At 71.9% G+C, this 21,645-nt stretch carries 17 protein-coding genes; 10 read left to right on the top strand and 7 right to left on the bottom strand.

Going from position 1 to position 21,645, the window contains the following annotated elements; genetic code table 11:
- Positions 1 to 107: 107 nt before the first annotated feature.
- A complete protein-coding gene (locus tag STRBO_RS0127530) occupies positions 108 to 4,136 on the bottom strand; it encodes a trypsin-like peptidase domain-containing protein (protein ID WP_005484415.1) in 4,029 nt (1,342 codons plus the stop codon).
- A 44-nt stretch (positions 4,137 to 4,180) separates the two neighbouring features.
- Positions 4,181 to 4,507 carry a CU044_2847 family protein gene (locus tag STRBO_RS0127525; protein ID WP_028796874.1) on the bottom strand — a complete coding sequence of 109 codons (327 nt, stop codon included), beginning with the start codon at positions 4,505 to 4,507 and terminating at the stop codon, positions 4,181 to 4,183.
- Positions 4,508 to 4,695: 188 nt separating this feature from the next.
- Between STRBO_RS0127525 and panD the strand changes: the two genes are divergently transcribed.
- Together panD and STRBO_RS0127515 are read left to right on the top strand one after the other, a co-directional pair.
- Positions 4,696 to 5,115 (top strand): aspartate 1-decarboxylase, encoded by a 420-nt coding sequence (gene panD / locus STRBO_RS0127520; protein WP_028796873.1) that lies wholly within the window; start codon positions 4,696 to 4,698, stop codon positions 5,113 to 5,115.
- Positions 5,116 to 5,163: 48 nt separating this feature from the next.
- The gene (locus STRBO_RS0127515) at positions 5,164 to 5,508 is read left to right on the top strand and encodes a GNAT family N-acetyltransferase (RefSeq protein WP_005484411.1); all 345 of its coding nucleotides are present in this window, start codon (positions 5,164 to 5,166) and stop codon (positions 5,506 to 5,508) included.
- Positions 5,509 to 5,960: 452 nt separating this feature from the next.
- Here STRBO_RS0127515 and gndA read toward each other — a convergent pair whose 3' ends face one another.
- Positions 5,961 to 7,400, bottom strand: coding sequence for an NADP-dependent phosphogluconate dehydrogenase (gndA, locus tag STRBO_RS0127505; protein ID WP_005484405.1), 1,440 nt, complete (start codon positions 7,398 to 7,400; stop codon positions 5,961 to 5,963).
- A 336-nt stretch (positions 7,401 to 7,736) separates the two neighbouring features.
- Here gndA and STRBO_RS0127500 point away from each other — a divergent pair, with 336 nt between their 5' ends.
- A complete protein-coding gene (locus STRBO_RS0127500; RefSeq protein ID WP_005484403.1) occupies positions 7,737 to 8,864 on the top strand; it encodes a transglycosylase family protein in 1,128 nt (375 codons plus the stop codon).
- A 53-nt stretch (positions 8,865 to 8,917) separates the two neighbouring features.
- Here STRBO_RS0127500 and STRBO_RS0127495 read toward each other — a convergent pair whose 3' ends face one another.
- Positions 8,918 to 10,036 carry a DMT family transporter gene (locus STRBO_RS0127495; RefSeq protein ID WP_028796872.1) on the bottom strand — a complete coding sequence of 373 codons (1,119 nt, stop codon included), beginning with the start codon at positions 10,034 to 10,036 and terminating at the stop codon, positions 8,918 to 8,920.
- Positions 10,037 to 10,264: 228 nt separating this feature from the next.
- Between STRBO_RS0127495 and STRBO_RS0127490 the strand changes: the two genes are divergently transcribed.
- The 5 genes from STRBO_RS0127490 (at position 10,265) to STRBO_RS0127470 (ending at position 16,882) form a co-directional block, all read left to right on the top strand.
- A complete protein-coding gene (locus tag STRBO_RS0127490; protein ID WP_005484399.1) occupies positions 10,265 to 11,008 on the top strand; it encodes a (2Fe-2S)-binding protein in 744 nt (247 codons plus the stop codon).
- 96 nt (positions 11,009 to 11,104) lie between these two features.
- Positions 11,105 to 12,256, top strand: a complete 1,152-nt coding sequence (gene glgA / locus STRBO_RS0127485) for a glycogen synthase (protein WP_005484398.1) — start codon at positions 11,105 to 11,107, stop codon at positions 12,254 to 12,256.
- Between the two features lie 49 nt (positions 12,257 to 12,305).
- The gene (glgC, locus tag STRBO_RS0127480) at positions 12,306 to 13,526 is read left to right on the top strand and encodes a glucose-1-phosphate adenylyltransferase (protein WP_005484396.1); all 1,221 of its coding nucleotides are present in this window, start codon (positions 12,306 to 12,308) and stop codon (positions 13,524 to 13,526) included.
- Between the two features lie 215 nt (positions 13,527 to 13,741).
- Positions 13,742 to 15,088, top strand: a complete 1,347-nt coding sequence (locus tag STRBO_RS0127475; protein ID WP_005484395.1) for a wax ester/triacylglycerol synthase family O-acyltransferase — start codon at positions 13,742 to 13,744, stop codon at positions 15,086 to 15,088.
- 291 nt (positions 15,089 to 15,379) lie between these two features.
- Positions 15,380 to 16,882: an SDR family NAD(P)-dependent oxidoreductase gene (locus STRBO_RS0127470; protein ID WP_005484394.1), complete on the top strand. Its 1,503-nt coding sequence runs from the start codon at positions 15,380 to 15,382 to the stop codon at positions 16,880 to 16,882.
- Here the strand turns inward: STRBO_RS0127470 and STRBO_RS0127465 are convergent.
- The gene (locus STRBO_RS0127465; protein ID WP_005484391.1) at positions 16,861 to 17,409 is read right to left on the bottom strand and encodes a hypothetical protein; all 549 of its coding nucleotides are present in this window, start codon (positions 17,407 to 17,409) and stop codon (positions 16,861 to 16,863) included. The genes STRBO_RS0127470 and STRBO_RS0127465 overlap by 22 nt on opposite strands.
- Positions 17,410 to 17,905: 496 nt before the next feature.
- Between STRBO_RS0127465 and STRBO_RS43945 the strand changes: the two genes are divergently transcribed.
- Both STRBO_RS43945 and STRBO_RS0127455 read left to right on the top strand, forming a co-directional pair.
- A complete protein-coding gene (locus tag STRBO_RS43945; protein ID WP_005484384.1) occupies positions 17,906 to 18,076 on the top strand; it encodes a hypothetical protein in 171 nt (56 codons plus the stop codon).
- Positions 18,077 to 18,127: 51 nt separating this feature from the next.
- Entirely contained in the window at positions 18,128 to 18,610 is a 483-nt protein-coding gene (locus STRBO_RS0127455; protein ID WP_005484383.1) for a GNAT family N-acetyltransferase, read from the top strand.
- Between the two features lie 63 nt (positions 18,611 to 18,673).
- Here the strand turns inward: STRBO_RS0127455 and STRBO_RS0127450 are convergent, their stop codons facing one another.
- Both STRBO_RS0127450 and STRBO_RS0127445 read right to left on the bottom strand, forming a co-directional pair.
- Positions 18,674 to 20,035 (bottom strand): amidase, encoded by a 1,362-nt coding sequence (locus tag STRBO_RS0127450; RefSeq protein ID WP_005484381.1) that lies wholly within the window; start codon positions 20,033 to 20,035, stop codon positions 18,674 to 18,676.
- Positions 20,036 to 20,181: 146 nt separating this feature from the next.
- On the bottom strand, positions 20,182 to 21,612 hold the full coding sequence (locus STRBO_RS0127445; protein ID WP_005484379.1) for a lipase maturation factor family protein: 1,431 nt from the start codon (positions 21,610 to 21,612) through the stop codon (positions 20,182 to 20,184).
- Positions 21,613 to 21,645 lie beyond the last annotated feature (33 nt).

Raw genomic sequence — 21,645 nt, 5'->3', positions numbered from 1 at the left:
GGGGCAGCCACGCGGGCCGCGCGGCAGGCGGGGTGAGGGGCATCCTCTTCGTTCCGCACACAGGTGCTCAGCGGATGTGTCTGACCCGATGACGGGACAGTGCGGCGCTACGGCTTCGGGCGCAGTCCGTCCAGGGAGAGCGCCAGCACTCCTTGTTCCAGGCCCACGACTAGGCGGCTCGCAGTCCAGGCCAGGGCGTAGGCGGGATGGCGCACGGGAATCTCCTCCACGATCGCACCGGTGGACGGCTCCCACAGTCGGACCGTGCGGTCGGTGCCCGCGGACGCGAGCAACACGCGCCCGCCCAGGTCCACGGCCGTCAGCGCGTTGGCCGACGTCTCGTGCCCAGCCGTTTCGGCCATGACGGCCCCCGTCTGCGGATCCCAGAGGGTCACTGCGCCCCTGGCGTCCGCCGACGCCAGCGCAGCGCGCCCGTCCGCCCGGACGGCGCACAGGGCGTACACGTCCGTCGTGAAGCAGCCGGCCGCGGTCTGCCGGGGCTCGTCCGTGTGGGGGTCCCACAGCCAGATGCCGCCCCGGACGCCCGCCCCGGCCGTGACGATCAGCGGGGGGAGGCCGTCGAGGTCGAGCCTGCACAACGCGTAGCCGTTGCTGTGACCGGGCAAGGTGCGGACGGGGCGGAGGAACCAGGGATCCCAGAGCCGTACGACTCCGTCCGCGCCGGTGGTCGCCACCATCGGCTGCCCTTGGAACGGCACCTCGCACGCGGCATAGACGGCGCGCGGCAGTCGTCGCGTCACCGGCCCCGTCCGGCCGGTCGACTCCCACAGTGTGATCCCGCCGTCCCCGCCCGCGACGATCCGCACCTCCGGGCCGAGGTCGACCGCGCCCAGGGCCCGAATCCAGTCGGGCTCCCGGCCCACGCTGCCCCGGACTGTGCCGTCTGCGACGTCCCGCAGCCACACTGTCCCTTCGTCGCCGGCGTAGGCCATCAGAGAATGGTCGTCGCCAGGCACGGCGCACACCGAGCGCACGGCGGTCGCACGGTCGGCCGGGGGCTTGGCCGGGTCCCACAGGCGGACGGTGTGATCCTCGCCGCCGCTGGCGATCAGCGTCCGGCCGTCGAAGTCCAGAACGCACAGGGCGGACACGGCGTCGACGTGGCCGTTCAGGCTCTGGTCCTCGGCGCCGCTGACTGGATCCCACAGCGCGATGACGTTGTCGTTGGTGGTGGCGAGCAGAGTCCGTCCGGCGGCTTGCACGGCACGAAGGTTGACCACCACGTAGGGCAGCCGAATCACCCGTAGGCACCGACCCTCCGTGAGGTCCCAGATTCGGATGGTGTGGTCCGACCCGGCGCTCACCAGGCGGGTCACACCGTCCAAGGCCGCCGTGCACACCGCGTTGATGGACGCGGTGTGGCCGCTCAGCACTTGCAGGCACCGCCCGTCCGCGTCCCAGATTCTGATCGTGTGGTCCTCGCTGCCGGAGGCCAGCACGGTGTGGGATCCGGTCCGCACCGCGCAGACGCTGGTGACCCAGTCGGCGTGGTCGCGCAGCACCCGCTCCGCGCGCCGGACGAACGGATTCCACACGCGTACGGTCCCGTCCGAACCAGCAGTGGCCAGCCTCGGCCCGTCCGAGGTCTCCAGCACGCACATGTCGTTGATCCGGCCGTTGTGTCCCCGCAGCCGCCCGAACCCCCGGCGCTCGGAGGCGTCCCAGAGGCTCACCTCGTCGCCCGACGCGACGGCGAGCCAGCTTCGGTCGCCGTCGTCGAACGCGCACATGACGCCGCCCACCCCGTCCTTCTTGGCCAGGACTCGTGTGGTGCGGGAGGTGAAGGGATCCCAGAAGCGCACGGTGCCGTCCGCGCCGCCGCTGACGAGCTGGGTGTACGGGGGCGCGCCGATCGTGCAGAGGGCGACGATCTCGCCGCTGTGGCCCTCGAGAACCGCTTCCTCGGCGCGCGGCGCGACGGCGGCCCAGGCCGCGCGGTAGCTGCTGTCGGCCGCCAGCCGTCGGTAGGTGTCGCCGAGGTTCTCCTGCGCCTCGGTCACGCTGAACAGGGCGGCCCTCCTGGCAGGCGGGCGACCGAGTGCCTGCGGGGTCTGGCGTAGCAGCTGCCCCCGCGCGCGGGCCGGACCCCTCACACCGCCCGCCGCGGCGATGAGCCGCCGCAGATCGGCGTGGAGCGGATACCGCTCGTCGTCCAGCAGTTCCTCCACGACGCCCCCGCGCTCGGCGTGCCGGGGCAGCGAACGCAACAGGTACGACGGTGCCCGGTCCCAGCCGGTGAGCTGCCCGTAGGCCAGGAACGCGCGTGCGAGCGCCCGTTCGTCGGCCCTTTTCGACATGGTCTGCGCCCGCCCCTGCTGCAGGGCGTCGTCCAGTGCCTGGTGGAACAGCCGGAAGCACCCCGAGTGCTGCTCGCTCGTGCTGGCTTCGACCAGGAAATTGGCGGCGGCGGACCGGGCGAAGGCGGCGAGGCGGATTTCCGACGGAGCTGTGCCGGTGAGGGCGCGAGTGGCCGTGCTCCACAGCGACAAAGGCAGACCGGGCGCCTCCGCGTAGGCGAGGGCGCTCAGTACGTCGGCTGCCGGCACCCCGTCGACGGGGTGCAGCCTAGCCATGTAGTCGTCGAGGGCGGCGGCCACCGTGGGGTCGAAGGAGATGTCCGCGGGTCTGGCTGCGACCACGTCGTGAAGGCCATGGGCACGCGCGGTGAGACCCGCCACCAGGAAGTTGGCGTCGGCCAGTTCGGCGATGCGAGTCGCGACCGGCAGTGCCGCGGCGTCGTCGGAGTACGGGTTCCCAGGACGTTCGTCGCCCAGGAGCTGAAGGGTGGCCATGGCGTAGGAGACCAGGTCGGCCTGGTCGAAGTAGGCGGGTTCGTCGAGGTCGATGATCTGGGTGGCGGCACCGAATATGCCCAGCAGGTCGCCCGCGTCGTCCCGGCGACGGCTGCCCACCAGGACCCGGACCCGCAGGTCGGTGCAGCTCTCGGCGAGGGGCAGGGCGACGCGTCGGGCGATGAGCCTGGCCTGCTCCGGCGTGGTGGCCTCGTCCAGCGCGTCGATGACGACGGTGAATGGCCGCACGTCGCCGGCTGCGTCGCGATCGCTGAGCGCGGCGCGTAGGACGACGGCCAGATCCTCGGGTGCGGCGGGCGGCTTGGCGGAGGCGGCGCGCGCGATCTCCTGGGCGACCTCCAGCGCTGTCTTGCCCTTGGCGTGGACGGCGCAGGCCACCGAGCCGACCGGGGCGCGGACGGCGTCGTCCTCGGGCGGCAGCGAGGCCACCACGCCCGCGTCGGCCGAGGTGACGATCCGGCCCAGCACGGCGGACTTCCCCACTCCGGGCGAGCCGGTGAGGACGAGTACATGACGGGGCGCGCCGTCACCCGTCAGCCAGTCGACGATGGCGGTGATGGCGGTGGTACGTCCACGGAAGCGAAAGCCCCGCTCCGCGTCGGTGCTCACGCCTCGGGCTCGCGGCCTCCAGTGCCGTCCGGCCTCGGGATCGTCGTCGAGTGACCAGCCCCAGGCCGCCAGGGCCGTCTCCCCGGCGGCCTCCGCCGTCCACGCGGCGAGCAGTCCCACCTTCTGTTCCGGCAGGCAGCGTTCGACCTGGTGAAGGGTCAGGGCTCGGGCATCGCCGTTGGCCGCGCTGGCCTGCCCCACCAGACCCACCACCGCCTGGTAGGTGGGAGACCACAGGGCGGCCCCGCTGTAGCCGCCCTGTACCGGGTAGCGCGACTCCGTGTCCAACCTGATCCAGCCGTAGGCAAGCGCCTCCCCGACCACCCCGTCGGCGGAGTTGCCGAACGGGTCACCGCCCGGGAATCCGAACGACCACCACGGCTCGCCGACGAGCTGGTCCGGTAAGGGGTGCCGCAAACGGGCCGCAGTCTGGCTCCCCGCGCTCTCCGCGAGAACGAGTACGGCGATGTCCTGGACACGACGCGCCTGTTCGGGTTCGGGCGCCACGACCTCGCGCACCGCGATCCTGCGATGCATGAGCTGCTCGGACTTGGGGAACGCCACCCACAGCGGCTTCTGCCTGTCCCACGAAGGACAGGCGACATGGGCGCACGTGAGGATCCGGTGGTCGTCGATCAGGAAACCGGAGCCGAGCGGTTCGTCGTCGAACTCGGTCAGATGGACCGCGGCCACCCATCCGTCGCACCCCGGGCGCGGACCCGGCGCAGGGGTGGCGTTCACTGCTGGGCGGTGTCCGCCTCGGCTGCCCGATCGGGGCGCCAAAGCAGCGACACCTCGAAGTTGGCCTCGGTGGCAGTCTTGGCGACGAGCCAGTTCGCCGTGCCGTTGACCTTCACCCCGAACTTCACCTGGACCTCGTCCGGCCGCAGGGCCGCGGCCTGGTCGAGGACGGCTCGGGCGGCTTCCACGGCGGGGCGTACCGCTTCCCGGACCCTGCCCACGATCTCAGCCGCACCGACCTGACGGAACCCGTCAGCGGGATCGATCTCGAACCGTACGACCGTGTCGTCGTCGAGTTCGTACGACACCACCTGCGCTGCCACGAACCGCCCCCTGCCCTTGGTTTGCGTCCAGCTTATGTGGTGGCACCTGTGCGTCCGCTCACGGGTGCCACCGCCCGCACGAAGCGACGTTCCTCACAATCCTCGAGTCCGGCGCGTGCCAGTTGTACAGTGCAGGACGCCCTTGACCTGCAGAAAGCAGGCAGGGAGCCGTCACCCGGGAGTGCAACATGCTTCGTACCATGTTCAAGTCCAAGATCCACCGCGCCACCGTCACCCAGGCCGACCTGCACTACGTAGGCTCCGTGACCATCGACGCCGATCTGCTCGACGCCGCCGACCTGCTGCCCGGCGAGCTGGTGCACATCGTCGACGTCAGCAACGGCGCCCGTCTGGAGACGTACGTCATCGAGGGCGAGCGCGGCTCGGGGGTCGTCGGGATCAACGGTGCCGCGGCCCATCTCGTCCACCCCGGAGACCTGGTGATCATCATCAGTTACGCTCAGGTCTCCGACGCCGAGGCCCGCGCACTGAAGCCCAGGGTCGTGCACGTGGACAGCGGCAACCGGATCGTGGCCCTCGGCTCGGACGCCTCCGAGCCGGTGCCGGGTTCGGACCAGCGGCGCAGCCCGCAGGCCGTCACCGTCTGAAGGCCACGCGCGAGCGCCCGGCGTCCCCGACCGCACGCGAGGAGTGCCATGAGCGACGTACAGATCCGTGACGACCGGCCGGGCGGCCGGCTGGAGGCCTTCGCCGGTGACGAACTGGCCGGTCACATCCAGTACTTCGTCCTGGAAGCCCCGCGGCGCGCACTCGTCCCGGTCCACACGATCGTCGAGCCCGCGCACGAGGGACGGGGCGTCGCGGGCTCGCTGGCCAGGGAGCTGTACGGCATCGCGGCCCGCGAGGGCGTCGTCGTCGCACCGCTGTGCCCGTACGTCGTCAAGTGGGCGGAGCGTCACCCCGATGAGGCCCCCGCCGCCGATCCGGAGCTGCTGCGGGCGGCGAAGGACTGGCTGATCGCCCACCCGGAAGGCTTCTGAGGGGCGGGCCGGCGGGAGCGGTCACGGCGGTGTGGCCGACCGGGTGACTGCCCGTGCGGACGACGGGTACCCGTGGCATCGGTCCTTGGACCGACGTACCCCATGGCTGGAGGACGCGATGACGTACCCCGACCGGGACCCCGTGCACCCGGACCCCGCCCCGGGCCCCGACCGCCCGGAACCCCTTCCGCAGCCCCCGTTCCCCGACCCCGTCCCCACCCCGGACCCCCGCCCCGTCCCCACCCCGGACCCGGTCCCGAATCCTCCGGGCCCGGACCCGGTGCCGGGAGAACCCGGGCCCGGCCCGCTGTCCTAGGCGTACGAGGACGAGAAACGGCCCGGCGTGGATTCCTCCACGCCGGGCCGTCCGCCCGCTCAGGGGGCGAGAGAACCTCAGGTCCCCTCAGGTCCCCTCAGGTCCCCTCAGGTCCCCTCAGGTCCCCTCGGTCGTGCTACGCCTCGACCTCGGACCGGCCCTGCCCCCACAGCGTGTGGAACGAACCCTCCCGGTCCACCCGCCGGTACGTGTGCGCACCGAAGTAGTCCCGCTGTCCCTGCGTCAGCGCCGCGGGCAGCCGCTCGGCGCGCAGCGCGTCGTAGTACGCCAGCGCCGCCGCGAACCCCGGCGTCGGCACACCCTGACGCGTGGCCGCCACCAGCACCTCGCGCCAGTCGTCCTGTGCCGCCCCGATCTCCTGGGCGAACGCCTCGTCGGAGAGCAGGCTCGGCAGGTCGGGCCGGGCGTCGTACGCGGCCCGGATGCGGTCGAGGAACGCGGCGCGGATGATGCAGCCGCCCCGCCAGATCGACGCCACCTTGCCGAGGTCGATGTTCCAGTCGTACTCGTCGCGGGCCGCGTCGATCTCGTGGAAGCCCTGGGTGTACGACACGATCTTGGAGGCGTACAGCGCCTGCTCGACGCGGTCGGCGAAGGCACCCGCCTCGGCCGCGCTCAGCGGGGTGGCCTTGGGGCCGGCCAGCGAGCGGGAGGCGTCGCGCAGCGCGGCGTGGCCCGACAGCGAGCGCGCGAAGACGGCCTCGGCGATGCCGGAGACCGGGACGCCCAGGTCCAGCGCGATCTGGACCGTCCAGCGGCCCGTGCCCTTCTGCTCCGCCTGGTCGACGACCACGTCCACGAACGGCTTGCCGGTGTCCGCGTCCACGTGGGCCAGCACCTCGGCGGTGATCTCGATCAGGTACGAGTCGAGCCGGCCGGTGTTCCAGGTGCGGAAGATCTCCGCGATCTGCGCGGGGCTGTATCCGGCCACATCGCGCAGTAGCTGGTAGGCCTCGCCGATCAGCTGCATGTCGGCGTACTCGATGCCGTTGTGGACCATCTTCACGAAGTGCCCGGCGCCGTCCGGCCCCACGTGCGTGACGCACGGCGCGCCGTCGGCGGCCTTCGCGGAGATCTTCTCCAGCATCGGGCCGAGGGAGTCGTAGGACTCGACCGGGCCGCCCGGCATGATGCTCGGACCGTTGAGCGCGCCCTCCTCACCGCCGGAGATGCCCGCGCCGACGAAGTGGATGCCCTGTTCGCGCAGCGCGGCCTCACGGCGGCGGGTGTCGGCGAAGTGCGCGTTGCCACCGTCGATGATCATGTCGCCGGGCTCCAGCAGCGGCGCGAACTCCTCGATCACCGCGTCCGTGGGCCCGCCCGCCTTCACCATGACCACCAGGCGCCGGGGGCGCTCCAGCGCCTGCACGAAGTCCTTGGCGGTCTCGGCCGCGATGAAGTCGCCCTCGTGCCCGTGCTCCTCGATCAGCGCGTGGGTCTTCGCCGCGGAGCGGTTGTGGACGGCGACCGTGTAGCCGTTGCGGGCGAAGTTGCGCGCGAGGTTGCTCCCCATGACCGCGAGGCCGGTGACGCCGATCTGGGCTGAAGTGCTCATACGGTTGGCTCCTATGGATCCTGATATCGGTGGTGCCGTTCCTGCACGCCAGTATTGTCCTTCCGGCCATCCTGACGTGCACCGGCCCCGTCCGCACTGCGCGGTCCGCCGGGCTTGAGTACGCAGGAAGGGCCCTACCTGCCTCAATGGGGCGCGCAACGGGGTGGTTTGCGCGCCGTCCCTGCTCACTCGTGCGCCGGACGAGGGCACTTACGCGCCGGAGCAGGTCGCTTACCCGCCACACGCGGGACCAGAGCGGCTGAATTCTCGTCTTGTCCTGGCCGGTTCCTCACGCTTACTTTTGCGGCTCATGGCATATGCGAGGGGGGCTTCTCCATGGCCGCAAGCGGTCGGCACCGCCGGTACCAGCCGAACAGAATCAACCGCGCCTCACTCACCGTCACGGCGGGCGGCGCGGGGATGGCGCTCCCGCTGATCGGCACCGGGGTCGCGGAGGCGGCCGATGTCGAGACCTGGGACAAGGTGGCGGCCTGCGAGTCCACCAACGACTGGAACATCAACAGCGGGAACGGATACTACGGCGGACTCCAGTTCAGCCAGTCCACCTGGGAGGCCTTCGGGGGCACGGCCTATGCCGCTCGCGCGGACCTGGCCACCAAGGAACAGCAGATCGCGATCGCCGAGAAGGTCCTCGACGGGCAGGGCCCGGACGCCTGGCCGGTGTGCTCGGGCCGCGCGGGCCTCACGATCGGCGACGTGAAACCCCAGACCACGCCCCAGTCGCAGGCGGGCAGGGTCGAGAGATACACGGTCGTCCGGGGCGACACCCTCTCCCAGATCGCCGACACCCAGGACGTACGGGGCGGCTGGCGCAAGCTCTACGAGGCCAACCGCAGGACCATCGGCTCCGACCCGGACGTGATCATCCCCGGCCAGCGTCTGAGCCTGAACACCGCCGGCCAGAAGAAGGAACAGCGGAAAGAGCAGCAGAAGGATCAGCACAAAGAGCAGAAGAAAGAACAGAAGAAAGAACAGAAGAAGGTCCACAAGGAGCAGAAGGCCGACAAGCAGCAGACGTCCGAGAAGCGGCAGCAGTCCGGTTCCTTCGTCGCGCCGGTCAGCGCCTCCCTCGGTACGCCCTACCGCGCCTCGGGTTCCTCCTGGTCGAAGGGGTACCACACGGGCGTCGACTTCCCCGTCGCGACCGGCAGCTCGGTGAAGTCCGTGGCCGCCGGGCAGGTCGTCACCTCGGGCTGGGGCGGGTCCTTCGGCTACCAGGTGGTCATCCGGCACGCCGACGGCCGCTACACGCAGTACGCCCACCTGTCGGCGATCTCCGTGAAATCCGGCCAGAGCGTGAGCGCCGGCCAGCGCATCGGCCGCTCCGGCTCCACCGGAAACAGCTCGGGCCCGCATCTGCACTTCGAGGTGCGCACGGGACCCGGCTTCGGCAGCGACATCGATCCCCTCGCGTACCTGCGGGCGCGAGGGGTCCGGATCTAGACGCGGCGCGGACGGTCCGACATGGCGCGGGAGGCCCGGTCCGGGCCTCCCGCTCAGGTTTTCACGCGGTCGCGATGCCGGTCGAGGAGCGCTCGGGGCACGTACAGCTCGCCGTGGAACGGCTGCAGCAGCAGGCCGGGCGGCGTGTCGTTCTCGTCGGCCGCACTCCTGCCGAGGAACGGGGCCGGTACGACCACGCGCTTGTCCAGCCCGATCGCGTAGTCGGCGTCCGGGACCTCCGCGGTCCGCCGCGGCAGCCCCGCGAGCAGCTCCTCCAGGGCCTGGGACTCCCGGTCGGCGGCCGTGACCGTGACCTCCTCGTCCGTGCGCTCCGCTCCGGCCTCTTCGGCGAGGCGCTCGGTGGTCAGCAGGATCAGCCCGCCCGCCGCGACCACACCGCAGCCCAGCGCGAGCAGGGTGCCCGTGGTGCCGTAGCGGAACGTCTCGCCGAACATCGTGATGCCGACCGCTGCCGCCACCACAGGGTTCACCACCGTGAGCGTGGCGAGCGGGGCCGCGAGGCCGCCGCCCCGGTAGGCGGCCTGGGAGAGCAGCAGACCGGCCGTCGCGAAGACGCCTATGACCGCGAGGGTCGGCAGGTCCGAGAGCGCGACGCCGTCCGTCCAGTCGACGGCGACCGTCTTGGTGAAGACCGAGGACATACCGAACGCGACACCGGAGGCGACCGCGAGCAGGATGCTGCGCACCGCCGGATGCCGGTGCGCGGCGTGGCCCGCCACCATCAGCGCCGCCACCGCGCCACCGCTGACCACGGCCACCAGCACCCGCTGGGCCGTGTCGAGCGACTGCGCGTCGGCCGCGCCGACCAGGGAGAGCAGGCCCGCGAGACCCACCGTCGCCATGATCGCGCCACGCCAGGCCGTCGCTCCGGCCCTGCGCCCCACGAACAGCGCCGCCATGGGCAGGGCGAAGACGATGGTCAGCGCGCCCAAGGGCTGCACCAGGCTCAGCGGGCCGTAGGCCAGGGCCACCACGTGCAGCAGCCCGCCGAGGCCATTCAGCCCGACGGCGGCCCACCAGACCGGCCGACGCAGCGGTGCGTAGGACCGGTCGGGGGAGGACACCGCGACACGCTCCTGCACGATCGCCCCGCCCGCGTACGCCACGGCGGAGACGAACGACAACAGCACGGACAACGCGAGGGCATTCATGAGGTGCTCCTCGACGCGGCGCGAGGGCTCCGGGCCCGGCGCGGTGAACGCTCGGCTTTCATGGTGACCACGATGCCTCGTGAAACCGTTCACGTCGTCGTACCAGAGCACTCAATGCGTCCTACTGCCGATGGAGTACGACGGGCGCCGCCTCATCCCCAGGAGGGGCGACACGCGGTGCAAGCCCCCAGGTGGGCGCCTCGGCGGGGCCTGGTACTACTCGTCCTCGTGGACCACGACCCCGGCCTCACCGCCCTCTCGGCCCTCGGCGGCTTCTTCGTACTACACACGGGCCGACCGCCGGGCGGGCCGCTGCCCACGCTCGCGCGGGCCTACGCGGCACGGGATGCCGATGTGAAAAGGGAGGTTTACGAGAATCCGGTAATTTTCCGTGTCCGCAAGGTCGCGCGAAGTGTGCGGGCCCCCGAACCGCGCGTGGCCGCCTCCCTCGCCCACCTCGGCCTCGCCGCCCGCCTGTGGTCGGTGGCCCTCGGCGCGGCCGCCGTGTACGGCAGGCTTCCCGACCTCGACCCGCGCCTCCTGCGCTGGGACGCGGACGCGAGCGCCCCGGACGAGCTGTGGCTGACCGAGGTGCGCGGTCTTCCCGCCGAGCGGATCGGCGAGGTCGTACGGGACGGCCACCTCGTGCCGCTGGCGGCGGCCCTACGGGCTCAACTGCCCATATCTGAAAGCCTGTTGTGGGGAAACGCGGCCTCCGCGCTCATGGGGGCGGTGCGTCAGATCGATCGCTGGGCCGCCGCCGACGGCCGCATGGAGGTGGCGGACCGGGCCCGTGCCCTCGCCGCCGGGCTGTTCGCCCACCCCACCCTGGCGGGCACCCTCGACCCGGTGACGTCCCGCCGCCGCAGCTGCTGTCTCTACTACCGGCTGCCCGGCGGCGGCCTGTGCGGCGACTGCTGCTTCGACCGGCCCCCCGGACCCCGCCCCCTCGGCGGTCCCCGCCGCACCTGAACCCCGCGAGCGCGGCCGCGCGTCAATCGTGGTCTTCCCCAACTCACCCTTCTGGGTGACCATGTGGGAACCAGCCGCAGAGACAGGGGGTTCCGGGTGCGAGTCGGCCTGCTGACCCGGGAGTATCCGCCCGACGTCTACGGGGGCGCGGGAGTCCACGTCGAGTTCCTCGCCCACGAGTTGCGGTCCCTCGTCGACCTGGACGTGCACTGCTGGGGCGAGGGGGCGAGCGGCGGTGTCGTACGCCACCGGCCCTGGTCCGCGCTCGACGGGGCCAACGACGCGCTGCGCACCTTCTCCGTGGACCTCTCCATCGCCGCGGGCCTCGAAGGCCGCGAACTGGTCCACTCGCACACGTGGTACGCCAACCTCGCCGGACACTTCGGCAAGCTGCTGCACGGCATCCCGCACGTGATGACCGCCCACTCGCTGGAGCCGCTGCGCCCCTGGAAGGCCGAGCAGCTGGGCGGCGGCTACGCCCTGTCCGGCTGGGCCGAGCGCACCGCCGTGGAGTCCGCCGACGCGGTGATCGCCGTCTCCGGCGCCATGCGCGACGACATCCTCGGCTGCTACCCCGCCCTGGACCCGGCGAGGCTGCACGTCGTGCACAACGGCATCGACACCTCCCTCTACACCCCGGACCACGGCACGGACGTCCTCGACCGGATCGGCATCGACCCGGGCCGCCCCTATGTCCTGTTCGTCGGCCGCATCACGCGGCAGAAAGGCGTGCCCCACCTGCTGCGGGCCGTCCGGGACATCGACCCGGCCGCGCAGGTCGTGCTCTGCGCGGGCGCGCCCGACACCCCGGAGATCGACCAGGAGTTCCGCGACCTCTTCGAGGAGCTCGGCCGCGTGCGCGAGGGCCTGTTCTGGATCCCGCAGATGCTGCCGCGCCCGGATGTGATCCAGCTCCTCACGCACGCCGCCGTCTTCGTCTGCCCGTCGGTGTACGAGCCCCTCGGCATCGTCAACCTGGAAGCCATGGCCTGTGGAACGGCCGTCGTCGCCTCACAGGTCGGAGGCATACCGGAGGTCGTGCGGGACGGCGTCACGGGTCTCCTCGTGCCGACCGACGACGACTTCGAGGGGCGGCTGGCACGCGCACTCGACGAGGTGCTCGCCGACCCCGCGACGGCCGCCCGGATGGGTGAGGCCGGCCGGGAACGCGCGGTGCGGGAGTTCGGCTGGGACGCGGTCGCGCGGCGTACGGTGCAGCTTTACGAGGAAGTCCTCAAGCAGGCGTAGTCAGGCAACAGGGTTAGGCACAACCGGGTGGGTGTAGAGGGGCGGCGGGATGCGGCGCGGTGGACCTTCGGTGCTGGGGATCGTACTGGCGGGCGGGGAGGGCAAGAGGCTGATGCCCCTGACCGCCGACCGTGCGAAACCGGCGGTGACTTTCGGCGGCACGTACCGCCTGGTGGATTTCGTCCTTTCCAATCTCGTCAACGCGGACATCCTGCGCATCTGCGTGCTGACGCAGTACAAATCGCATTCGCTGGACCGGCACATCACCACGACCTGGCGGATGTCGAGCCTGCTGGGCAACTACGTCACCCCGGTCCCGGCGCAGCAGCGGCTGGGCCCGCGCTGGTACCTGGGCAGCGCGGACGCGCTGCTGCAGTCCCTGAACCTGGTCCACGACGAGCAGCCCGAGTACGTGGCCGTGTTCGGCGCCGACCACGTCTACCGCATGGACCCGCGCCAGATGCTGGCCCAGCACATCGAGGGCGGAGCCGGCGTCACGGTGGCCGGCATCCGCGTCCCGCGCACGGAGTCGTCGTCCTTCGGGGTGATCACGCCCGGCTCCGACGGCCGGGTCGTCGAGCGCTTCCTGGAGAAGCCGTCGGACCCGCCGGGCCTGGCCGACGACCCCGAACGCGTGTACGCCTCCATGGGCAACTACATCTTCACCACCAAGGCCCTGGTGGAGGCGCTCCAGCGGGACGCCGAGGACGAGAACTCCGTCCATGACATGGGCGGCTCGATCCTGCCCCAGCTCACCGACCGGGGCGAGGCGCAGCTGTACGACTTCAGCGCCAACCACGTGCCCGGCGAGACCACCCGCGACCAGGGCTACTGGCGGGACGTCGGCACGCTCGACGCCTACTACGACGCCCATATGGACCTGATCGCCGAGCGGCCCGCCTTCAATCTCTTCAACCGCACGTGGCCCATCTACACCAGCTCCGGCCAGCTCTCCCCGGCCCGGTTCAACGCGGGCGGCATGGCCAGCGAGTCGATCATCAGCGCGGGCTGCCTGATCCGCGGTCAGGTCACCAGATCGGTCCTCTCCCCGGGGGTTGTGGTGGACCCGGGCGCGGTCGTCCAGGGCTCGGTCCTGCACGACAACGTCCACATCGGGCGGGGCGCGGTCGTCCGGGGTGCCGTGCTCGACAAGAACGTCCAGGTGCCCCCCGGTGCGACCATCGGCGTCAACCCCGAGCGGGACGCCGAGCTGTACACGGTCTCCCAGGGCGGAGTGATCGCGCTGGGGAAGGGTCAGCAGGTCCCTTAGCCCGCGCCGCCGGTCAGGCCTCGGTTCCCGGCCCTCGTCCGGGTCCTTGGTCCGTCAGGGTGATCCCGGTGAACACAGATGCCCCATGCGTCCCACCTTCACCAGGAGGTGGGACGTAATCTGTTGTTAACTGTGCGTAGCTTGATCGTACTTGACCGTAATCGGCCAACAGCGATTGACTGCGTACTCACCCGTCGTCGACGCGAGGCAAGCCATTGACTTCCGACCTGCTCGCCCCACTCGACCTGGCGTTCTGGAACATCGAGTCCGCCGAACACCCCATGCACCTGGCCGCCCTCGGCGTCTTCACGGCCGACTCGCCAACCGCCGGAGCCCACGCCGCCGAACTGCTCGCCACGCGGGCCGCCGCCGTGCCGGGACTGCGGATGCGGATCCGGGACGTGTGGGTGCCGGACGTCCGGCTGCCGCTGGCGTTCGGCGGCGCGACCCGGGAGCCCGTCACCGACTTCGAGCCCTTCGACCACGTACGGCTGCACGAGCCGACCCCCGACTTCCACGAGGTGGCCGGGCGGCTGATGGAGCGTCCGCTGGAGCGCGGCCGGCCGCCCTGGGAGGCTCATGTGCTGCCGGGGGCGGACGGCACCTCCTTCGCCGTGCTGTTCAAGTTCCACCACGCCCTGGCCGACGGACTGCGGGCGCTGACGCTCGCCGCCGCCGTCATGGACCCCATCGAGATGCCCGCGCCCCGGCCGCGCCCCGCGGAGCCGCCGCGCGGCCTCCTCGACGAGGTGCGCAAGCTGCCCGACCTGGTCCGGGGCACCTTCTCCGACCTCGGGCGCGCCCTGGACATCGGTGCGTCCGTCGCCCGCACCACGCTCGACGCGACCCTCGGCGCCCGCTCCTGCGCCGCGCTGACCTCCGACGCCAGCGGCACCCGCCGTACCGCCGGCGTGCTCGTGGACCTCGACGACGTGCACCGGATCCGCAAGACCGTCGGCGGCACCGTCAACGACGTCCTCATCGCCGTGGTGGCGGGGGCGCTGCGGCGATGGCTGGACGAGCGCGGGGACGGCAGCGACGGGGTCGCGCCCCGGGCCCTGATCCCCGTCTCCAGGCGCCGTCCCCGCACGGCGCACCCGCAGGGCAACCGGCTCTCCGGGTATCTGATGAAACTGCCCGTGGACGACCCGGACCCGCTCGGGCGGCTGCGTACGGTGCGCACGGCGATGGACCGCAACAAGGACGCGGGGCCCAACCGGGGCGCCGGCGCGGTGGCACTCCTCGCGGATCACGTGCTGCCGCTCGGCCACCGGCTCGGCGGGCCGCTGGTCAGCCAGGCGGCCCGTCTGTGGTTCGACATCCTCGTCACCAGCGTGCCGCTGCCCAGCCTCGGGCTCCGCCTCGGCGGCTGCCCCCTCGCCGAGATCTATCCCCTGGCCCCGCTCGCCCACGGCCAGTCCCTGGCCGTCGCCGTCTCGACGTATCGGGGGAGTGTCCACTACGGCCTCGTCGCCGACGCGGAGGCCGTCCCGGACCTGGAGCGGTTCTCCCGGGCGGTCACCCGGGAGGTGGAGGACCTCCTGGCGGCGTGTGAACCGTGACACCTGGCGGTGCCGGGGCCTTTCCTCGCCCTCCCCGCCCCTACCCGTCCCATCCCCGGGGGCCGCGCGCCCCCTTCGGCCCCCGGTCACGGACTCGGGGCTCCGCCCCGGACCCCCCCACCGGGCCCGCGGCCGGGGGTCGAAGGGGCGCAGCCCCCGGCGACGGGACGGGAAGGGGCGGTGGGGGCGAAAGACCGGTTTTTGGTGAGCGGGGGCCGCGCTACGTAGAATTCCGCGTTCGGTGGCGGACGCGGTGGGCGAGCCGCGGGTGATCAGGGAAGCGGCAGCGCGATGACGGTGACAGAGGACGGCCCGGCGACCACGGACGAGGTCGCGTACGGCCCGGGCATCGACCCGGAGCGGCTCGCCGTGTGCCTCGGCGTGCTGGAGGAGCTGGACAAGCTGGAGGTCGACCACCCCGACGCGATCGCGGTGCGCCGGGCCACGGCCGGTGTCTACCGCATGGTCAAGCAGCGCCGCCGCCAGGAGCGCCGCGCCGCCAAGACCGCCCACGACAAGGCGGTCACCGAGTCCACGGCCACCGGCTCCGCCCAGCGGATCGACGACGAGACCGAAGGCATCCTGCCGTCGTCCGTGACCGAGGAGGGGAAGATCGCGGGGATACTCCAGCGCCCCCGCTCCTGCTACACCTGCAAGACCCGCTACGTCGAGGTCGACTACTTCTACCACCAGCTCTGCGCCGACTGCGCCCGCCTCAACCGCGGCAAGCGCGACGCCCGCGCCGACCTCACCGGCAAGCGCGCCCTGCTCACCGGGGGCCGTGCCAAGATCGGCATGTACATCGCCCTGCGGCTGCTGCGCGACGGCGCGCACACGACGATCACCACGCGCTTCCCCAAGGACGCCATCCGCCGCTTCAACGCCATGGACGACTCGGCGGACTGGATGCACCGTCTGGAGGTCGTCGGCATCGACCTGCGCGACCCGGCCCAGGCCGTGGCCCTCGCCGACCAGGTCGCCGCGTCGGGCCCGCTGGACATCCTCATCAACAACGCGACCCAGACCGTACGCCGGCTGCCCTCCGCCTACGCCGCCCTGGTCGAGGGGGAGAGCGCCCCGCTGCCCGCCGGTGAACTCCCCCCGCACCACGTCATCGGCGCCTTCAACTCCGGTGCCGTGGACGGCCTGACCGGGATGACCGCACTCCCCGCGGGCGTCAGCGGCCTCGACGCGCAGCAGGTCGCCGACCTCGCCCTGGTCGCCGGCAACGCCAGCGTCGCCCGGCACCTCGACGGCACCGCCATCGACGCGGGCGGCCTCGTCCCGGACGTGGTCGACAGCAACACCTGGGTGCAGACCATCGAGCAGATCTCCCCGGTGGAGCTGCTGGAGACCCAGCTGTGCAACTACACGGCGCCCTTCATCCTGATCAGCAAGCTCCGCCCGGCCATGGCCGAGGCCGCGAGGAAGGCGGCCAGCGGACGGGCGTACGTCGTGAACGTCTCGGCGATGGAGGGTGTCTTCGGGCGCGGCTACAAGGGCGCGGGCCACCCGAACACGAACGCCGCCAAGGCCGCGATGAACATGGTCACGCGGACCAGCGCCCAGGAGATGTTCCAGACCGACGGCATCCTGATGACCTCGGTCGACACCGGCTGGATCACCGACGAACGCCCTTACTTCGACAAACTGCGCCTCGCCGACGAGGGCTTCCACGCCCCGCTCGACCTCGTCGACGGCGCGGCCCGCGTCTACGACCCCGTCGTGCTCGGCGAGCAGGGCGAGGACGTGTACGGCGTCTTCCTGAAGGACTACGCGCCCGGCAAGTGGTGAGACGAGGCCCCGACCCGGCCGGCCCGCTCCGTCCGGGCCGCCCGGTCGGCCACCAGTTCCAGCACGGTCCGCCAGTCCTCCAGCACCCCGGCGTCCACCCCGGCCGACCGCCCGGCCTCACCCGCCTGGCGTAGCGTCAGCACGTCCTCGACGAGACCCGCGTCCACCCAGCCGCCCGCATGCAGTCGTACGAGGTGATCGGGGCCGAGGGCGTGCAGGCGTACGAGCTGGGCGACCCGGTCGCCGAGCAGCGGCCGGAGCGTGTCGGCGGCCAGATCCGCGTGGCCGGCGTCGTCACCCGGTCGGAGCAACTGCCCCAGGGTGTGCACCAGGCCGGCCACCTGGAGTTCCTTGTCGGCGGGCCGGCCGCGGCGCAGCAGCGCGGCGGTCCGCAGCGCGTGTGCGTGCGGGTCCGCAAGGCTGCCCGGAGGGCGGTCCGGTCCGTCCCGGCGGTGGTCCGGTTCCCGGCCGCCGTCCCGGCGGGCGTGCAGCAGATCCATCAGCTCGTCCACGCCGCGCAGTTCCATCCGCCGGTCCTCCCGAGTCCGCCCGTGAGAAATGCCGTTGCGGCACATGAGCAGATCATGGTCGGCTTGCGATCCGGCCAACAGGACCTGAACTACGCGCCGAGGCCGGTGATCCGATGGGTCGTCGGGCCGGTGCGGGGTGCGAGTGCTGAGCCGAACGGGTGATGGGAAAACCCATCAAATGGGTTAAATTGCCCTAGAGTAAGGCGTGCTGGGCGCTGAACGACTCAAGACAGTTACCTCTTGTTTTCAGCCCCATAGAGCGGCCACCCGCTCATTTGGTTACTCTGTACCGGACGGACAGCCTTATTTGGGTCCCACCCACACCCACGGTCCGTCCCGGGACAAGCCGGTCACCACGGCCTGCTCTCACACCCAGACGATCCGGCGCCACCGCGTCCGAACTGACATCGACTCAGACCCGAGTGGACGCCAGACGCGCAGCGGCAAGCTGGGCCGACGTCCCGAGGGTGACCCGACACATAAGGAGTGCGCGGTGACACCAGAGAAGACGAATGGCGATCAACGCCCCAAGGAACGCACCGAGGGCGGCCGGTCGAAGAAGGAACTCGGCAGCCTGGACGTGTGGGCCAGGTCCGCCCCGATCCGACTGGCGGGCTACGAGGACGACCTCGCCGAGCCCCACATCCTGCCCAGCGTGGACTGACCGGCAGGATCAAGTGATCGCCGTCTGCATGGGCGTGCCAGACTCGCGCCCATGCAGATCAGAGAAGCCACCGCCGACGACTGGCCCGGCATCTGGCCGTTCTGGCACCGCGTCGTCGCCGCCGGGGACACCTACACCTGGGACCCGGACACCTCCGAAGAGGCAGCCCGTGCTCTGTGGATGGCCCCCGCCAAGCGCGTGTACGTCGTCGAGGACGAGACAGGGGCGCTGATCGGCTCCGCCTTCCTCACCCCCAACTACGGCGGTCCCGCCGCCCGCGTCGCCAACGCGGGCTTCATGGTCGACCCCGACCACGGCGGCCGCGGCATCGGCCGTGCCCTCGCCGTACACGTCCTCGCCGAGGCCGGGGCCCAGGGTTTCCGGGGCATGGTGTTCAACGCCGTGGTCGAGACCAACCCCGCCGTACGGCTCTGGACCTCGCTCGGCTTCACCGTCCTCGGCACCGTGCCGGACGCGTTCGAGCACCCGAAGGACGGCCGGGTGGGGCTGCACATCATGTACAAGGCGCTCTGACGCGAGCCGCCGCGACGCCGGCCGCCGCGACAGGGCCGCCGCGACACGGCCACCGCGACGCGGTCAGTCGAGCGGCGCCGTCCGCCGCCACGGGTTCAGCTCCTCCAACCGGCCCGCCACCGCGAGGAGTTCGGGCTCCGAGCCCGGTCGGCCCACCAGCTGCACCGCGCAGGGCGCGCCTGACGGCAGTGTGCCGAACGGCACGGACATCGCCGGCCAGCCCGTGAGGTTCCACGGCGGTGTCAGCGGCGAGTAGTTCGTGTTCACCAGCAGATTGCGCAGCCATCCCCGCTCGTGCCAGTTCGCGGCGGCGGGTCCGCGCCGGGCGAGCGCGGGGGTGAGCAGCACGTCGTGCTCGGCGAAGAACGGCTCCAGCCGACGGCGCAGCAGCTCCCGGCGGTCGCCCGCGCGCACCCCCTTCACGAAGCGGCGTCCCACGGCCGCGTGCACCCGCGTGCGCCGGGTGAGCAGCTTCGGATCGAGCCCCTCGGCATCCACCGCCGTGCCCGCCGTCCAGTGCGCCAGCGAGGTCGTGCCCAGCCAGAGGGGATACGGCGGATCGGCCGGCCGGACCGTCAGCCCGGACCCGGCCAGCAGCTCGGCCGCCCGGCGCGCGGCGTCGGCGTACGGGCGGGTGACGGTCACGCCGACCAGGGGGCTGCGCACGGACAGGGCGATGCTCGGCACGGGCACGGGCACGGCGGTGGCAATGGCGGAGATCGGGCCGGTGTCGGTCCCCGCGAGTATCCGGAACATCAGACGGGTGTCCTCGACGGTCGTCGCCAGCGGGCCGTTCTCCGACATGCCGAACCAGTCGCCGTGCCCGATGTCCGCCGGGACGACACCGAAGCCCGGCTTGAGGCCGAGCAGACCGCAGTTGGCCGCCGGTATCCGCAGTGAGCCCATCCCGTCGTTGCCGAGGGCCAGCGGCACCAGCCCGGCGGCGACCGCGGCCGCGCTGCCGCCCGAGGAGCCGCCCGCCGTGCGCGAGGTGTCCCAGGGGTTGCGGGCGGTGCCGTGCACGCCGTCCGTGGTCCCGAAGACACACAGCTCGGGCACGTTCGTGAGCCCCACGACCACCGCGCCCGCCGCCCGCAGCCGGGCCACGGTCACATGGTCGCCCGCCGCCGGCGTCCGCGGGGTCGCGTCGGACCCGTTCCGGGTGGACTCGCCCCGCACGGCGAGGTTGTCCTTGATCGCCACCGGCACGCCCGCCAGCGGCAGTTCGGCGAGATCGGCCCGGCCGGCCACCTCGTCCGCCTCGGCCGGCGCCGCCTCCGCCCGGACCGTGCGGAACGCCCCGATCCGCCCGTCCAGCGCCTCGATCCGGGCCAGATGATCCGCCACCACCTCGCGCGGCGTGACGCGCTTCTCCCGTACGGCGGCGGCTATCTCGGCGGCGGTCCGGCCGGCCCAGCTGGTCACGGGCGCTCCCTGGCGGTGTCGGGCGCGTCGGTGTCGTACGCGACGCAGGTACGTACCCGTGAGTAGGGACCGAGTACGGGAGCACTGTGCCCTGCGGCGCTGCCCCGCGTCGAGGGTCCCCCGCGAAGAAGTCCGTCCGTGGCCCGCTACGGCGTCCGCGCGGGCGGTCCGGCCAGCCGCGTCGGCGGCATGAACTCCCGCACGTACGTCCGCTCCCAGCACGCGCCGGTCTCCCGCAGTTCGCGCCAGGTCGTGTAGCGGTAGCGGAAGAGGCGGGCACGGACGAACCGGGGCGGGGCGTCGGTGGGGAACGGGGAGCGGCGCAGCAGCCGCAGGGTGTCGCGGTCGTTCTCCAGGAGCCGCTCCATCAGCGCGCCGAACCAGGATCCGGCGTACGCGGGGGAGAGCGCGGCGAACCACATCAGCCAGTCGAGCCGCAGATGGTGGGGGGCGAACTGGCGCGGCCAGCGTCGCGGATCGCCCGGCTTGCCCCGGAACTCGTACTCCCGCCACTCGGAGTCCTCGCGCGGCACGTCGTCCGCCGTGCCCTCGATCACCACCTCGTACCGCACCCGGCTGACACTCCCGAACGCCCCGTAGCTGTTGACCAGGTGCAACGGGTCGAAGGAGCGGTTCATGACCTGGCGCCGGGAGATCATGTTGCGGACGGGGTGGTAGCTGAGACCGAGGAGCAGGGCGGCTACGGCGAGCACGAGGACCGTGTACCACAGGGGCGTGCCGGGGGTGTCCGGGGCCGGCGCGGGGCTGCCGAAGTCGACCGCGGACAGGGCCAGCACGATCGTGATCCAGTTCAGCCAGGCGAAGTTGCCTGACAGCACCAGCCACAGCTGGGTCAGGATCATCAGCGAGGCCGCGGCCGTCGCGATCGGCTGCGGGGTGAACAGCAGGAACGGCACCACGAGCTGGGTGACGTGGTTGGCGGCAACCTCGACCCGGTGGAACGGCTTCGGCAGGTGGTGGAAGAACCAGCTGAGCGGGCCGGGCATCGGCTGGGTCTCGTGGTGGTGGTCGAGGCAGGTCAGCTTCCGCCAGCACGCGTCGCCGCGCATCTTGATCAGTCCGGCGCCGAACTCGACCCGGAACAGCACCCAGCGCAGCAGGAACAGCACCACCACCGGGGGCGCCACCTCGTCGTTGCCGAGGAGGACGGCCAGGAAGCCGGTCTCCAGGAGCAGAGACTCCCAGCCGAACGCGTACCAGGTCTGCCCGACGTTCACGATCGACAGGTACATCGCCCACGGCACGGACCACAGCAGCATGGCCGCCCAGAGCGGCAGCAGCGCGTCCAGCCCCGCGACGAGCGCCGCCGAGACCACGCAGCCCGCCCAGGCCCACCCCGCGAAGAAACGGTCCGAATAGTGGCGGTGGAACACGCTCGGCGCCCGCCGGAACGGCACCCGCTCGACGAAGCGGGGCACCGGCAGCATCCCGTGCTCCCCGATCAGCGCGCGGAACTGCAGGGCCGCACCCAGGAACGCGACCAGATAGACGGCGGCCAGCGAACGCTGGAAGATCAGTCTGCTCAGCCAGAGGTCGGGCGCGGTGAACCAGTCCACACCACTGACGATAGAGAGTGCGTCGACGATGCT

The organism is Streptomyces bottropensis ATCC 25435 (assembly GCF_000383595.1).
Lineage (GTDB): Bacteria > Actinomycetota > Actinomycetes > Streptomycetales > Streptomycetaceae > Streptomyces > Streptomyces bottropensis.
The sequence above is the reverse complement of the archived record's forward strand: the minus strand, read 5'-3'. Positions and strand labels throughout refer to the sequence as shown.